Source organism: Hominenteromicrobium sp. (genome assembly GCF_046974225.1).
Lineage (GTDB): Bacteria > Bacillota > Clostridia > Oscillospirales > Acutalibacteraceae > Hominenteromicrobium > Hominenteromicrobium mulieris.
In genome coordinates, this window is sequence record NZ_JBKWAE010000001.1 from 92,819 (window position 1) to 108,138 (window position 15,320).

A 15,320-nucleotide genomic window follows, 5' to 3' on the forward strand; every position below is an offset into this window, starting at 1 on the left:
AAAGCCGCCGTGTTCAGTTTTTAAACACGGCGGCAAATGCGTATAAATTTTTATCACGAACGGCGTTTTGATAAAAAAGGGCAGCGCCATATTCTCAAACAGCACTGCCCGTATGATTCCAAATTTAAGCGTTTCTGTACCGTTCCAGCGCGGCAGAAACACTGCCGTGTATTGCAACGGAAAGGTCGGCGACGATTATATTTGGGTCATCCTTCATGTCGTGCTTGATCCAGTCCAACACAAGCCCCACAAAGGCATATTTATAGAAATTTGCAAGGAATTTCTTGTCTTCGTCGCGCACGTTCATGCCTTTGGCTTTTTCGTTTATCACGTGTATAAGAAGATCATAGGTGATGCGGTACAGGTAGTTTTCCACCTTTTCACGGCTGATGGAACGGTAAACATTCATGATAAACGGCTTGTTTGCGTTCAAATCTTCAAAAATGCGCAGGTAGCCTTGCTGCCAAGTATCGTAGTCCTTTTTGCCCTCCAAAATGCGACTGGCTTCTTCCTCAAATGCCCATTCAATGAGGTCGTAAATATCCTTAAAGTGATAGTAAAACGTCATGCGGCTGATGCCGCAGTCATCTGTAATATCGCTGATGGTGACTTTATCGAGCGGCTTTTTAAGCAACTGATTTTTAAGCGAAGCGACAAGCGCACGCTTTGTGACCTGAGACATAGTAAACCTCCGGCAGTTTTTTCTTTCTTCTACACGAATATACCACGAAAGGTCCTTAATTTCAAGGAACAGACTGTGAACTTTCCGTTTAAAGGGGCGGTCATATTGTCCGCTTTCCGCTCATACAATGTAGCGAAACAAAGGGCAGCGAAAGGAAGGTTACAGAGCTTATGCGGATGGAAACAAACACAGAGCGCTATGAGGGCTTTGAACAGATTTTTGACGGCGTGCAGGAGTGCCCCGTAGATACGGAATACACCCTGCCGGATTACTGTGCGGATATCCAGAAGATTTTAAAATGTATCGTCACGCCGGAGGTCACGTCCGTTTCGGCGGCAGGGGACAGCCTTACGATCGACGGCTGCGCTTCCATGCATGTTTTATATCTTGATGCAAAAGGCGGCTGCGTGCGCGGGTTCGATACGAAAAAGGAGTTCACCTGTTCGGTGCGGCTGCGTGCACAGGCGGAAAACGTAACGGCGGAAGCGGAGCCGTTCGTGCAGCACATGACCTGCCGCGCCATGAACGCCCGCAGGGTCGATCTGCACATCACTTTGGGACTTTCCGTGCGTGCTTACGCCGTGCGGCAGCTTGAAATTGCAGACTGCATTTCGGATGACCGTGTGGAAACAAAGTGCGAAGAATACGATGTTACCCGCGCCGTGGGCTGCGTGATGCACGCGTTTATTTTGGAGCAGAATGCAGAGCTGCCAAACGGCAAGTCGCCTATTGAGACCGTTTTGCGCTGCAGTGTGCGGTATCAGATCGATACGGTGCAGCCACAGGCGGGCGGCGCGGTCGTCACGGGAAAGGCGTGTGTGGAAATCTTATACCGCACGTTTTCCGATACCGCCATGCCGGAGCGCTTTTCGTGCATATTGCCGTTTACGCAGACAGTGGAGTGCGCCGGCGCGGGGGAGGACTGTACCATACAAATCTCCGTGCTTGGCGGCGAATGCACCGTGCAGCCGCGTGAGGACAGCGTGGGCGAATATACCGTGCTGAATCTTTACCTAAAGCCCACATTCTGCGTGCAGTTTACAAAGTCGTGTACCGTGCGCACCGTGTGCGACGCGTATTCCATAAAGGGCGCGTGGGCGGCGAAATACAAGAATCTCTCACTGGAGCGCTGTGAGGTGCTGCCGCCGCGCAGCGTGCGCGTGAAGGAGAACGTACTCGTTCCCGAAAACGACCTCGAGCAGGTGCTCGACATTTGGTGTGAGGGCCTCACGCTGACGGCGTTTACCGAAAAAGAAAACGCCGCTGTGCGCGGCAAATTCACCGTGTGCCTTTTATACCGCACGAAAGAGAAGCAGATTGCCTACACGGAGCGTATGCTCGATTTCACCGATGTCCATACCGCAGAAATCGTCGGACGCCGCAGTGTGCGCGGCGAGATTACATCTGTGCAGTATGTCATTACGGACAGCAGCACGGTGGAGTGCACCGCAGAGCTGCGCATGGAAGAACAGGTGCGCGTGGTATACGCCGCGCGGTCACTCGAAAGCGCGGAGCTCGATGAGACCACCGAGCCGGAGCCCTGCTGCGCGGCGGTGTATTACGCTTCAAGCGGCGAAAAGGTCTGGGACATCGCAAAACGCTACCACGCCCGCGTCAGCGCCATCCGCACGCATAACGACTGTATGGAAGACGTTTTGAGCGAAGACCGCCCCGTGATCATCTGCCGAAAATAAGACAGCGGAAAGGATATGGCTATGGAAGCATTCAGCGTATATAAAGATATGCAGTCGCGCACGAACGGCGAAATTTACATCGGCGTCGTCGGCCCAGTGCGCACGGGCAAATCGACCTTCATCAAGAAATTTATGGACACGACGGTCATCCCGAACATCGAAGATGAGGCCGCGCGCGACCGTGCCGTCGACGAGCTGCCGCAGTCCGCCTCGGGCCGAACCATCATGACGACCGAGCCGAAGTTTATCCCCGAACAGGCCGTCACCGTAAAAATGGACGATACGGCGGAGTTTAAGGTGCGGCTCATCGACTGCGTGGGCTTCATTGTGCCGAGCGCCCTCGGATACATAGAAGAGGAGCAGCCGCGCATGGTGCGCACACCGTGGTTTGAGGACCCCATCCCGTTCAATATGGCGGCGGAGATCGGTACGCAGAAGGTGATCACGGAGCATTCGACCATCGGGCTCGTCATCACGACGGACGGAAGCATCAGCGACATACCGCGCGAGGAATACGAGGAAGCGGAAGCGCGTGTCATTGCAGAATTAAAGTCTACGAACCGTCCGTACATTGTGCTTTTAAACTGCGTTTACCCGAATACGAACGAAGCCCGTGCGCTTGCAAACGAGCTTTCCGAGCGTTATAACGTGCCGGTTCTGCCCGTGAACTGCATGGACATCACGGAGCAGGACATTCAGGGCATTTTGGGGAAGCTTTTATATCAGTTCCCCGTGCGGGAAATTCGACTCGACATTCCCGGCTGGATCATCGACCTTGACGATGACCACTGGCTCAAAAAAGAGATTTTCGATACCCTGAAAGGCGCATGCGATATCCATAGGGTCTGCGAGGTGCAGCAGGTCTCGGGTAGTCTCGCCGCATGCGAGGACCTCAAAACCGTCCGCTGCGCGCGCATGGATCTCGGCAGCGGCGCGTGCGTGCTGGAGCTTACCCCCATGCCGTCGCTGTTTTTCAAAATTCTCGGCGAAAAGACCGGCATGGAGGTCGCAGACGAAACCGCCCTGCTCACAAAGCTCATCGAGATGAACGAGATTAAAAAGAAATTCGCAAAGCTGCAAAGCGCCTACGACGACGTGATGCAGACGGGTTACGGCATCGTCATGCCCGATATGGAGGAGCTGACGCTCGAGGAGCCGGAAATCATCAAGCAGAACGGCAAGTTCGGCATTCGCCTGAAAGCGGCCGCACCGTCCATCCATATGATGCGCACATGCATCCGCACGGAGGTTACGCCCATCGTCGGCTCGGAGCAGCAGTCCGAAGATCTTGTGCTGTACTTGCTGAAAGAATTTGAGGAAAATCCGTCGCAGATCTGGGGCTCCAACATTTTCGGCAAATCGCTGCATGAGCTTGTGAACGAGGGCATGCACAATAAGCTCGCCCGAATGCCGGAGGATGCGCGCGGCAAGGTGCGGGAGACCATTGAGCGCATCATCAACGATGGCTGCAACGGGCTTATCTGCATCATTTTATAGCGGAGGAAACCATGCAGTTTTACGAAACGCCCACACCAAACGACGAGGAAAAGCCGTCCGAGCCGATACCTGCCGAAACAGAAGCGCAAGTGCCGAAGGACAGAGCCGCCGCAAAGAAAGCCATAAGTGGCGGCTTTCGCCTTACCGTGTTCCAAACGCTTGTATGCGTGCTCATTTTGCTTGCGGCGTTTTTCCTGCGCGGCTTTCTGCCGGAGCTATACGGCGAGCTGCGTGCCATATACGACGCGGAGCTGAACCGCTCTGTTCTGATTTTGCAGGATGACGTTCCGTATTCATAATACGGTACTCACGCTGCGCTTCGGCTTTTTTGCGGTGCTGGCCGTGCTGCTCACATTAGACGGCGGTGTGCATGTGCTGCCCGCGCTTTTGGCGGTGGCGGTGCATGAGACAGGGCACATTCTGGCAGCAAAGCTGTGCGGTATGCAGATCAAATCGGTCACGTTCGGCGCACTCGGCATTCACATGGCAGGGGAGACGGCAAGCGTCGGCGATTTTCGTCGCGCCGTCGTGTCGCTTGCGGGGCCGTTTGCAAATCTACTTAGCTTCCTGCTGCTTTTGCCGCTGCCGCGCGCCTATCCTGCCGTGCAGCTCACGCTGTTCGCGTTCCACGTGCTGCCCGCCGTACCGTTGGACGGCGGCACCGCGCTTTACTGTCTGCTGCGCGGCACATTTAGTGAAAAAACGGCCGAGCGCACAATAACCGTGTCGTCCGTCCTTCTGGCGCTTACCCTCGGCACGCTCGGGTTTTCGGTTTTGATTTCTACGGGCTACAACTTTACGCTTTTGTTTTTGGCGGTTTACATCTTATTTTACTTAATTCTGAAACAGCGGGGGAACATGTGTTGAAATTCCCCCGCTGTTCGGTTATAATAAAATAGATAAGTTATGCAAAGGTCAAAACGAAAGGTAATTTTATGCTGAATAAAAAACTGGACAAGATCCTGCCGAAGGTGCAGAAGCCGGGACGTTACGTCGGCGGCGAGCTGAATTCGGTCATTAAAAATAAAGGGGACGTGGACGTACGCTTTGCGTTCTGCTTTCCTGATACGTATGAGATCGGCATGTCACACCTCGGCATCAAGATTCTGTATTCGATCTTCAATAACGTCGATTACATTTGGTGCGAGCGCGTGTTTGCGCCGTGGATCGACATGGAGCAGGCGATGATCGAAAACGACATTCCGCTCTACGGCTTAGAGAGCGGCGACCCCGTCAGCGCGTTCGATTTCATCGGCTTTACGCTGCAATATGAGCTGAGCTTCACAAACATCCTCAATATGTTAAAGCTTTCCGGCGTGCCGCTTTTGAGCCGCGACCGCACGGAACTCAAAAACATCGTGGTCGGCGGCGGCCCGTGCGCCTGCAACCCGGAGCCCATCGCAGATTTCTTTGACATTCTGTTCCTCGGTGATGGCGAAGAGGTGGATTTGGAGGTCATCGAGCTGTTCCGTAAGTGCCGCAAAGAGGGCAAAACGAAGCAGGAATTCTTAATGGAAGCGGCGCAGATTGAAGGCGTGTACGTGCCGTCGCTTTACGATGTGGAATACAACGAAGACGGCACCGTGAAAGCCTATATCCCGCACGCCGGCGTGCCGAAGACCATCCGCAAGCGCGTTTGCAACGATGTGGACAACATGTATTTCCCGGAAAATTTCGTTGTGCCGTTTCTCGACATCGTGCACGACCGCGCCGTCGTTGAAGTGCTGCGCGGGTGCATTCGCGGCTGCCGCTTCTGTCAGGCAGGCTTCCTCTATCGCCCGTTCCGCGAAAAGAGTGTGGAGACCATCAACCGGCAGGCAAAGCGGTTGTGTGAAACGACCGGCTACGATGAAATCTCCCTTTCCTCGCTCAGCACCAGCGATTACAGCCGACTTTTCGAGCTGCTCGACACGCTGCACACGTGGTCGGAGGACGAGCGCGTCAGCGTTTCTCTGCCGTCCCTGCGCGTCGATAACTTCTCCACGGAGCTCATCGATAAAATTGCGTCCGTGCGCAAAAGCGGTCTGACGTTCGCGCCGGAAGCCGGCACGCAGCGCATGCGTGACGTCATCAACAAAAACGTCACGGAAGAAGAACTCAAGCGCACCGTGCAGATCGCGTTCAACAACGGTTGGTCGAAGGTGAAGCTCTATTTCATGATCGGCCTGCCGACCGAGACCGATGAAGACGTCGTGGGCATTCCGGGCCTCGGTCAGAAGGTTGTCGATTGGTACTACGAGACGGAAAACCGTCAGAAGGGAAGAAAGGTCGCCGTTACGGTCAGCGCCGCGGCATTCGTGCCGAAGCCGTTCACACCGTTCCAGTGGTTCGGGCAGGATACCATCGAAATGCTCGAGAGAAAGCAGAAGCTCCTGCGTGAGTCCACATTCTCCCGTAAGCTTACAGTCAACTACCACGGCGCGGAGACAAGTTTTCTCGAAGCCGTGTTCGCGCGCGGTGACCGCAAACTGAACGCCGTTATTCTGGAGGCCCATAAGCGCGGCATGCGCTTTGACGGCTGGGCGGACTGCTTCGATTTTGACGCGTGGATGCAGGTCTTTAAAGATCTCGGCATAGACCCTGCGTTTTACGCAAACCGCCAGCGCAGCTTTGATGAGGTCTTCCCGTGGGATCACCTCGATTACGGCATTAAAAAGGAATTTCTTATCGAGGAATGTAAGCGCGCCTATGCGTCTGAGACGACGCCGAACTGCCGCGAAAAATGCTCTGCCTGCGGTGCAGCCTGCTTTAAAGGAGGTCTTTGCGTTGAGAAAAGATGTTAGAGTCTGGTTTTCCAAAACCGGCACGGCACGGTACATTTCGCACCTTGATTTAAACCGCTGCATGTCCCGCGCGTTCCACAAAGCAAAGCTGCCGCTGTGGTACACGGAGGGCTTTAACCCGCACGTGTTCTTGACGTTCGCGGCCCCGCTCTCGCTCGGCTTTGAAGGCCGTCACGAATCGATGGACATTCGCCTCATCGAGGACATGCCGTATCCGGAGCTCATCGAAAAATTGAACGCCGGCCTGCCGCATGATATCCGCGTGTGGGCGGTGACGGAACCCGAAATGAAGGGCAACGATGTCGCAAACGCCGAGTACATCCTGCGTCTGGAGTGCGAAGACCCGGCGTTTGAAAAAAGCGAGATGCAGCGCGTGCTTGCCGAGCCGGAGCTTACAGTAAAGAAGCACTCCAAAAAGGGCGAAAAGATCGTCGATATCAAGCCGTACTTTGAAAACATGGCGTTTGAAGAAAAACCAAACTGCCTTGAAATGACGGTGCGCCTGCCCGCGGGCAACCAGGGCGGTATTAACCCGACGCTCTTTGTGGACGCCGCAGAGCGCGTACTGAACCGCGAGTTGCTTGTCCGCGTGGAGCGCACACGGCTTTTCGACAGCGCGTTCCGCGAATTTAAGTAAAACGGCGGAAAATCACGTCTGTTTTTCGCGTAATGCGCAGTTTATCTGCATTTTTTCGCGATCTTTGTGCGGGTTTCCGTTAAAAAACACTTGCTTTTTTCCGCATGTTGTGATAAACTATTTAAGCATTTGAAATCCGTTGGCCCTCAAACGCTGCCAATGGGGATCAATGCACGGTGCAAACCGCGTCATTGAAGCGGACAGTCCTCTGCGGCGCGTACCGCATGAATGTCTGAAAAATTATCAGGAGGAAGATCAAATGGACGCATTAAAGCTTATTGCTGCCGATTCCGTTAAGGAGCAGGCACCTGAGTTCAACGTTGGCGATACCATCCGTATCGACGTAAACATCCGCGAGGGTGAGCGTGAAAGAATTCAGCAGTTCGAAGGCACAGTTATTGCCCGCAAGGGTTCCGGTGTAGGCGAGACCTTCACGGTTCGCCGTGTTTCCTACGGCGTAGGCGTGGAGCGTGTATTCCCGCTGCATTCCCCGAACGTAAAGAACATTGTCGTTGTCCGTAAGGGCCGTGTTCGCCGTGCAAAGCTCTACTATCTGCGTGACCGCGTCGGTAAGGCTGCTAAGGTCAAGAGCCAGGTTCGCTAAATCGAATAGCAAACGGAGTAAAAGGGGCAATGCTTTGTCCCTTTTTTACTTTATATAGAAATAATACACTGTAAAAACAGAAATTGGTGAAAGCTGCATGGAAAAAAACATCAAAACCGCGTCTAAAGGCGTCCGCTCCATGTATGAGTGGCTGGAGGAGATTGTCTTTGCGCTTGTGGCCGTCATCCTTGTGTTCACGTTCCTGTTCCGTGTTGTTACCGTCACGGGCAAGTCGATGCTGCCGAATTTTGTAGAGGGCGAAAAGGTCGTTGTCACGAACCTCGGGCACGACATCGAGCAGGGCACCGTGGTCGTTGTCACGAACGTTTTGGAGGAACCCATCATCAAGCGCGTCATCGCAACGGAGGGGCAGACGGTCAATATCGATTACGACACCGGCACCGTGTATATCGATGGCGAAGCGCTGAACGAAACGCAGTTCGGCATTGAAAACGGCATCACGTTCCATCCGTATGACGGGTATGAAGCGCTCGTGTTCCCGCAGACCGTGCCGAAGGGCTGCGTGTTCGTTTTGGGCGATAACCGCACCGTATCAAGGGACAGCCGTTATGCGGAGATCGGCATGATCGACACGCGCCATATCATGGGAGAAGCCGTGTTCACGCTTTACCCGTTCGATCGCTTCGGTTTTGTGAAAACGAATGAGAACAACTAAGAAAACAAGATACCCAGAGAGGATACAGTATGAGTGAAGTACAATCGGTACAGTGGTTTCCGGGTCACATGGCGAAAACGCGCCGCGCCATCCAAAGCAGTCTAAAGCTTGTGGATATTGTCGCGGAGCTTATCGATGCCCGCATCCCCGTCAGCAGCCGCAACCCGGTGCTGAAAAGCATCATCGGCAATAAGCCCAAAATCGTGCTGCTGAATAAATTCGATATGGCAGATCCCGCCCGCACGGCGGAGTGGATGGATTATTTTAAACAGCATAAAACTGTCGCCATCCCGATCGACTGCAAGACCGGCAAGGGCCTAAACCGCTTGCTGCCGGAGATCAAAAACATCCTGCGTGAGCAAATTGCTGCGTGGGAACGCAAGGGCATGGTGGGCAGACCCATCCGCATCATGGTCGTCGGTGTGCCGAATGTCGGCAAATCGTCGCTCATCAACCGCCTTTGTAAGGGCGGCAACGCAGGCAAAGCTGCCGTGCAGGATAAACCGGGCGTGACGCGCCGCAACCAGTGGTTCGCGATTGGCAAGGGTCTCGAGCTGCTCGATACCCCGGGCGTGCTGTGGCCGAAGTTTGAAGATCCGGTCGTCGGCGAACATTTAGCGTTCACCGGTGCCGTGCGCGACGAAATTCTCGACATTGAGGGACTTTCTTACCGCCTGTTGGAGCTTTTGCAGGACTTATATCCCGAAGCCGTCAACACGCGTTATAAAACGGATATTCGTCCCGAAGAAGAACTTAAGGGCCACGAAATTCTGGAGCGCATCGGCAGAAAGCGCGGTATGCTCATTTCCGGCGGCGAAATCGATACCGAGCGCGCAGCCGTGAACGTGTTGGACGAATACCGCGGCGGCAAGCTCGGGCGCATTACATTAGAGCCCGTCGGCCGCCCGTTAAAGTAATATCGGAAAGGAAAATTCCATGGATTATTCCTTCGAACAGGAAGCCTATTTAAAAGGCTATACCGCCGTCTGCGGTATCGATGAAGCCGGCCGCGGTCCGCTTGCCGGCCCCGTTTACGCAGCTGCCGTGTGGCTGCCGGAGGGGCTTGTCATCGACGGCCTCAATGATTCCAAAAAGCTGAGCGAAAAAAAGCGTGAGGCGCTCTTTGACGTCATTAAAGAAAATGCCGTTGCTTACGGTATCGGCTTTGCGGACGAAAAAGAGATCGATGAGATTAACATTTTACAGGCGACATATCTCGCCATGCGCCGTGCGTATGACAATATGCAGAAAGCGTGCGATTATGTGCTCATCGACGGCAACCGTATGCCGCCCATGCCCGTGCCGGGCGAGACCATCGTCAAGGGTGATGCAAAAAGTCCCAGCATCGCGGCAGCATCAATCTTGGCGAAAGTCAGCCGAGACCGCGTGATGCTGGAATACGCAAAGCAATACCCCGGATATCATTTCGAGAAGCACAAGGGCTACGGCACCAAAGTGCATGTGGAAGCACTGCATGAATTCGGCCCGTGCCCCATCCACCGCAAGACGTTTTTAAAGAAAATTCTGGGCTGAGGAGGTGCGCGCATGCCAAACACCGGTTCCGGCCGCCTCGGCGAGCAGCTGACGGCGGAATATCTGGAAGAAAAAGGCTACGAGATCGTGGAGCGCAACTTCAAGTGCCGCTTCGGCGAGATCGATGTCATCGCGCAGAATGACCGTTACCTTGCGTTTGTGGAGGTGAAGACCCGCAGCGCAGACGGCCTCAGCCACCCGTTTGAAGCCATTACGCCCTCTAAGCGCGCGAAGGTTATCAAAACGGCACAGTATTATCTCATCAACCACGAAACGAATTTGCAGCCGCGCTTTGACGCCGCTGCCGTGTTTACCGAAAACGGAGCGTTAGTCAAGATTGAATATCTCGAAAACGCTTTTTATTAAAATCAAATTCGCTTTCAAAAGCGAAAAATGACGAAAGGGTGCTTTTCATGCGCTATTTTGACCTGCACTGTGACACGCTTGTAGCGTGCCTTGACCAAAACAAATCTTTGATCGATAATGACCTGCACGTCAGCGTAAAGAAGGGTGACCGCTTTGCGCCGTATGTGCAGTGCGCCGCCGTGTGGCTGCCCGATTCGGTGCGCGGCGCTGCGGCTTTGCAGTATTTTGATCGCCACGCGGCCTATTTCCGCAAAATGGCCGAGACGGGCGCGTTCACCGTGCTCGAAACCGGGGAAGACCTCGAAAAGCTCGGCGACAAGCAGGGTACGGCGTTTATTTTGACCGTAGAGGGCGGCTCTGCCGTTGCCGGCGATCTCAAGAACATTCACCACCTGCGCGAAAACGGCGTGCGTGTTATGACGCTCACATGGAACGGCAGCAATGAGATCGGCAGTGGCGTCATGTCCGGCGATAAATTCGGCCTTACACCGTTCGGCAAACTCGCCGTGAAGGAAATGGAAAAAGAGGGCATCGTTATTGACGTTTCTCACGCTTCCGAAGCACTCTTTTACGACGTGGCCGAAAACACCGAGCGCCCGTTCATCGCGACGCACTCGAACTCCAAGGTGCTCTGCAAGCACCCGAGAAACCTCACAGACGACCAGTTCCGCATCATCTGCAACCGCGGCGGCCTTGTGGGTCTCAACTATTTCAAAGCATTCTTGAACGATGACCCGGCAAAGGCGGACATTGAGGACCTGTTCGCGCACGCAGAGCACTTCCTGTCTCTCGGCGGCGCGGACGTCGTCGCCATGGGCAGTGACTTCGACGGATCCGACATGCCGCATGGCATTACGGGTCTCGAATCCGTAGAGGACATTGCAAACGTTTTCCTGCGTCATAATCTGCCGGAAGCGCTTGTGGATAAAATTTTCTTTGAAAATGCGGCGTCTTTCTTCAAACGCTTTGACAGGAACGCCTGAATACAGTATAATACGACTGACTTGATTTAGGAGGCGGATGCCATGAATTACAACAGCACACGAAACGCCGCGCTTCAGGTGACGGCGGCGCAGGCCATCGCACAGGGTATCTCCGAGGAGGGCGGCCTTTTTGTTCCGCAGAGCTTCCCGAAAGCGGACTTAAACGACATGCTCGGGCTCGACTATATCGGCCGTGCCGAGTACGTGCTCTCGCGCTTTCTGACGGATTTCACCCCGGAGGAGATTAAAGCGTGCGCCGGAAGCGCTTACGGCGACGGTAAGTTTGACGATAATACCCCCGCACCGGTCGTGTCTCTCGATAAACACGGCGAAAATAAACATATTTTAGAGCTGTGGCACGGCCCAACCTGCGCGTTTAAAGACATGGCGCTGCAAATTCTGCCGCACCTTTTGACCCGCTCGCTTAAAAAGACGGCGGATGGAAAAACGGCGGTCATACTGGTCGCAACATCCGGCGATACCGGCAAGGCGGCGCTCGAGGGCTTTAAGGACGTCGCGGGCACGGAGATGATCGTGTTCTACCCCGAAAACGGCGTCAGCCCCATGCAGAAGCGCCAGATGAACACGCAGGAGGGCGAAAACGTCTGCGTGTGCGCCATCCACGGCAACTTTGACGACGCACAGACCGGCGTGAAGAAAATTTTCACCGATCCCGCGCTCAAGGCCGAGTTTGCGCAGCACAACAAGATGTTCTCCAGTGCGAACTCTATCAATTGGGGCCGCTTGCTGCCGCAGATCGTCTACTATTTCTCCGCGTACCTCGACCTTGTGAATGCGAAGAAAATTAAGATGGGCGATGCAATCAACGTCGTCGTGCCCACGGGCAACTTCGGCAACATCCTCGCTTCCTACTATGCAAAGCGCATGGGTCTGCCGGTACACAAGTTTATCTGCGCGTCGAACAGCAACAACGTGCTGACGGATTTTATCCGCACCGGTACGTACGACAAAAAGCGCGCGTTTTATACCACCATTTCGCCGTCCATGGATATTCTGGTCTCCAGCAATCTGGAAAGACTGCTCTACCACTTGTGCGGCGAAGACACCGAAAAGCTTACGGGCTGGATGAACGCCCTGCAAAGCGGCGGCGCATACACCGTAGACGCCGCAACGGCCGATGCCGTACGCGCGCTGTTCTACGGCGGCTGCTGTGACGATAAGGAAACCGTTGAAGTCATCCGCAATACGTTTGAAAAAGACGGCTACCTGTGCGATACGCACACGGCGGTCGCGGTCGGCGTTTACGAGCAGTATTTGAAAGAGACCGGCGACAACACGCCCGCCGTCATCGCTTCCACTGCAAGCCCGTATAAATTCCCGGACAGCGTGCTCGACGCGTTCGATTGCGAAAAGCCCGCAGATCCGTTTGCGGAGGCCGAGCTGCTCGCGAAGCTTTCAAACACAAAGATCCCTGCGCCAATCACAGCGTTAAGGACGAAGCCCGTCCGCTTTGAAAACACCTGCGCCGCTGCCGATATGGCAGATTTTGTGCGCGAAACGGTCAGAGTGTAAAATGGCGCTGTACGCGATCGCCGATCTGCACCTTTCCCTTGGTACAGATAAGCCGATGGATGTGTTCCGTGGCTGGGAAAACTATGTGGAGCGGCTGGAGAAAAACTGGCGCGCCCTCGTTACCGAAGAGGATACCGTCGTCATCGCCGGGGATATTTCCTGGGGCATGCGGCTGGAAGAGACCGGAAAGGATTTCGCGTTCATCGAAAGTCTGCCGGGCAAAAAGCTGTTGTTAAAAGGCAACCACGATTACTGGTGGTCCACGCGCAACAAGATCGAGACATTCTTTGCGCAAAAGGGCTTCAAAACGATGCGGCTCGTGTTCAATTCCGCCGAGCGTGTGGGGGACATTACGGTCTGCGGCACGCGCGGCTGGCTCTATAACGCCGAAACGGCAGAGGATAAAAAAATCGTCGCGCGCGAAAACGGGCGTCTCATCGCGTCCTTAAACGCCGCAAAAGCCCTCGGCGGCACACCCGTCGTGTTCCTGCATTACCCGCCGGCGTACGATACCGCACAGTGCCGGGAATTGCTGGATACGATGCAGACATACGGCGTAAAGGAGTGCTACTACGGGCACATTCACGGCGATCACGCCGCAAAAAAAGCGCCGCTTGGTGAATATGGGGGCATAAAAATGCACCTTGTCTCGTGTGATTATATCCGTTTCACCCCGAAATTGGTGCGAAAAGACGCAGAAATCGGCTGAATTTTTAACAAATTATAAAATATCAAAAAATTCAAAGGTTTGTCTGGAATATTCGGCACAGGTGTGCTATAATGTCAAAAGGTATCGCGCATTACGGGTATATCCGCCCGCGTGTTCCAAATAAAATTGTAATTTATTTTTGAGAGGATAGAAGGAAATGAACTTAAAGGCAACCAACAAAACCGAAACCAACAAGTATGAGCTGGAGGTCGAAATCTCCGCTGAAGATTTCAACAAAGCACTCTCCGAGGTCGCAAAGACCGAGGGCAAGAAGATGTCTGTTCCGGGCTTCCGCAAGGGTCATGCTCCGAGATCCGTCATCGAGAAGATGTACGGCGAAAACGTGTTCTTTGAAGCTGCTGTGGACAAGCTCTATCGCCCGGCTATGCAGGACGCTATCGAAGCTTCCGGTTTGGAAGTCATCGCGGTTTCCAATGCGGACGTTACCTCCGTTTCCCGCGAAAACGGCATCGAGCTGAAGCTCACCGTTGTTGTGAAGCCGGTGATTACCATTGAAGGCTACAAGGGCATCGAGGCTACGAAGAAGAATGTCGAAGTTACGGATGAGGACGTCAGCGCAGAGCTCGTAAAGGTTCAGGACAGAAACTCCAGAATGGTCGACGTCGATAACAGAGGTGCGCTTACGGGCGACACCGCAGTCATCGATTTCGAGGGCTTCTGCGACGGCAAGGCTTTCGAGGGCGGCAAAGCGGAAGGCTTCGAGCTTTCCCTCGGCTCCGGTCAGTTTATCCCGGGCTTTGAAGATCAGGTCGTCGGCCATGAAGTCGGCGACGAGTTCGAGATCAGCGTGAAGTTCCCGGAGGACTATCAGGCAGAAGAGCTCAAGGGCAAGGACGCGACCTTCAAGATCAAGCTGCACCAGATCAAGCGCAAGGAGCTTCCGACCCTCGACGATGAGTTCGCAAAGGACGTAAGCGAGTTCGATACGCTCGACGAGTACAAGAACAGCCTCCGCGAGAAGCTGCAGAGCGACCGCGAGAAGCAGGAAGAGATGAACGTTGAGAACCAGATCTTTGATGCACTCATCGAGAAGGTACAGGGCGAGATTCCGGAAGAGATGTACGAGCAGGAAGTTGAGGAGAGCATCAACAACTTCGCATACCGCCTCCAGTCTCAGGGACTGAACCTCGAGACCTATCTCAAGTACACCGGCATGGACGTCAATGCCATCAAGGAGCAGTTCAGACCGCAGTCCGAGAAGCAGCTTAAGCTGAGACTCGCACTTGAGAAGATTGCTGAGCTTGAGAACCTCGAAGTTTCCGATGAGGCTGTTGAGGAAGAGTACGAGAAACTCGCAAAGCAGTACAATATGGAAGTCGCGCAGATCAAGAACCTCGTTGCAGAGACGCAGATCAGAGCAGACCTTAAAAACCAGAAGGCGATCGACTTTGTTAAGGAAAACGCTTCTGTAAAGGCAGAAAAGCCGGCAAAGAAGACCACCAGAAGAAAGAGCACCAAGAAGGCAGCGGAAGAAAAAACCGAGGAAACAGCTGAAGCTAAGACCGAGGAATAATTTACCGCCTTTACGGTTAGTATTATAGTAACAGCATATCATATATCGCTTCTTTCGCCCGCTGTCCCTGCATCGGACAGCGGGCGAAG

The 15,320-nt window shown here is 54.0% G+C and carries 16 protein-coding genes; 15 read left to right on the plus strand and 1 reads right to left on the minus strand.

Annotated features, from left to right (window positions below):
* Positions 1-124 precede the first annotated feature (124 nt).
* Positions 125-682, minus strand: a complete 558-nt coding sequence (locus ACLTX1_RS00430; protein ID WP_308448716.1) for a TetR/AcrR family transcriptional regulator — start codon at positions 680-682, stop codon at positions 125-127.
* A 170-nt stretch (positions 683-852) separates the two neighbouring features.
* On the opposite strand from ACLTX1_RS00430, the gene ACLTX1_RS00435 reads away from it, so the two are divergent.
* From ACLTX1_RS00435 to tig, 15 genes are all read left to right on the plus strand, one after another.
* Positions 853-2,376 carry a DUF3794 domain-containing protein gene (locus tag ACLTX1_RS00435; RefSeq protein WP_308448715.1) on the plus strand — a complete coding sequence of 508 codons (1,524 nt, stop codon included), beginning with the start codon at positions 853-855 and terminating at the stop codon, positions 2,374-2,376.
* A gap of 21 nt (positions 2,377-2,397) precedes the next feature.
* Entirely contained in the window at positions 2,398-3,873 is a 1,476-nt protein-coding gene (spoIVA, locus tag ACLTX1_RS00440; protein WP_316687070.1) for a stage IV sporulation protein A, read from the plus strand.
* A gap of 11 nt (positions 3,874-3,884) precedes the next feature.
* Positions 3,885-4,172, plus strand: coding sequence for a hypothetical protein (locus ACLTX1_RS00445; protein ID WP_308448714.1), 288 nt, complete (start codon positions 3,885-3,887; stop codon positions 4,170-4,172).
* Positions 4,153-4,740 carry a M50 family metallopeptidase gene (locus ACLTX1_RS00450; protein WP_308448713.1) on the plus strand — a complete coding sequence of 196 codons (588 nt, stop codon included), beginning with the start codon at positions 4,153-4,155 and terminating at the stop codon, positions 4,738-4,740. The genes ACLTX1_RS00445 and ACLTX1_RS00450 overlap by 20 nt, the downstream gene beginning before the upstream one ends.
* Positions 4,741-4,808: 68 nt before the next feature.
* Complete coding sequence (locus ACLTX1_RS00455) at positions 4,809-6,656, plus strand: TIGR03960 family B12-binding radical SAM protein (RefSeq protein WP_308448712.1); 1,848 nt, start codon at positions 4,809-4,811, stop codon at positions 6,654-6,656.
* Entirely contained in the window at positions 6,640-7,293 is a 654-nt protein-coding gene (locus ACLTX1_RS00460) for a TIGR03936 family radical SAM-associated protein (protein WP_308448711.1), read from the plus strand. Before ACLTX1_RS00455 ends, ACLTX1_RS00460 begins: the two co-directional genes overlap by 17 nt.
* Positions 7,294-7,552: 259 nt before the next feature.
* Entirely contained in the window at positions 7,553-7,897 is a 345-nt protein-coding gene (gene rplS, locus ACLTX1_RS00465) for a 50S ribosomal protein L19 (protein ID WP_176821397.1), read from the plus strand.
* A 97-nt stretch (positions 7,898-7,994) separates the two neighbouring features.
* Positions 7,995-8,573, plus strand: a complete 579-nt coding sequence (gene lepB / locus ACLTX1_RS00470; RefSeq protein WP_176821377.1) for a signal peptidase I — start codon at positions 7,995-7,997, stop codon at positions 8,571-8,573.
* A 29-nt stretch (positions 8,574-8,602) separates the two neighbouring features.
* A complete protein-coding gene (gene ylqF / locus ACLTX1_RS00475) occupies positions 8,603-9,490 on the plus strand; it encodes a ribosome biogenesis GTPase YlqF (protein WP_308448710.1) in 888 nt (295 codons plus the stop codon).
* 19 nt (positions 9,491-9,509) lie between these two features.
* The gene (locus ACLTX1_RS00480) at positions 9,510-10,106 is read left to right on the plus strand and encodes a ribonuclease HII (RefSeq protein ID WP_412330324.1); all 597 of its coding nucleotides are present in this window, start codon (positions 9,510-9,512) and stop codon (positions 10,104-10,106) included.
* A gap of 12 nt (positions 10,107-10,118) precedes the next feature.
* A complete protein-coding gene (locus ACLTX1_RS00485; RefSeq protein WP_176821380.1) occupies positions 10,119-10,472 on the plus strand; it encodes a YraN family protein in 354 nt (117 codons plus the stop codon).
* 47 nt (positions 10,473-10,519) lie between these two features.
* The gene (locus ACLTX1_RS00490; protein WP_412330325.1) at positions 10,520-11,455 is read left to right on the plus strand and encodes a dipeptidase; all 936 of its coding nucleotides are present in this window, start codon (positions 10,520-10,522) and stop codon (positions 11,453-11,455) included.
* Between the two features lie 42 nt (positions 11,456-11,497).
* On the plus strand, positions 11,498-12,988 hold the full coding sequence (thrC, locus tag ACLTX1_RS00495; protein WP_308448707.1) for a threonine synthase: 1,491 nt from the start codon (positions 11,498-11,500) through the stop codon (positions 12,986-12,988).
* A 1-nt stretch (position 12,989) separates the two neighbouring features.
* A complete protein-coding gene (locus ACLTX1_RS00500) occupies positions 12,990-13,697 on the plus strand; it encodes a metallophosphoesterase (protein WP_308448706.1) in 708 nt (235 codons plus the stop codon).
* A gap of 157 nt (positions 13,698-13,854) precedes the next feature.
* Positions 13,855-15,231: a trigger factor gene (gene tig / locus ACLTX1_RS00505; protein ID WP_308448705.1), complete on the plus strand. Its 1,377-nt coding sequence runs from the start codon at positions 13,855-13,857 to the stop codon at positions 15,229-15,231.
* The last annotated feature ends 89 nt before the right edge of the window (positions 15,232-15,320 follow it).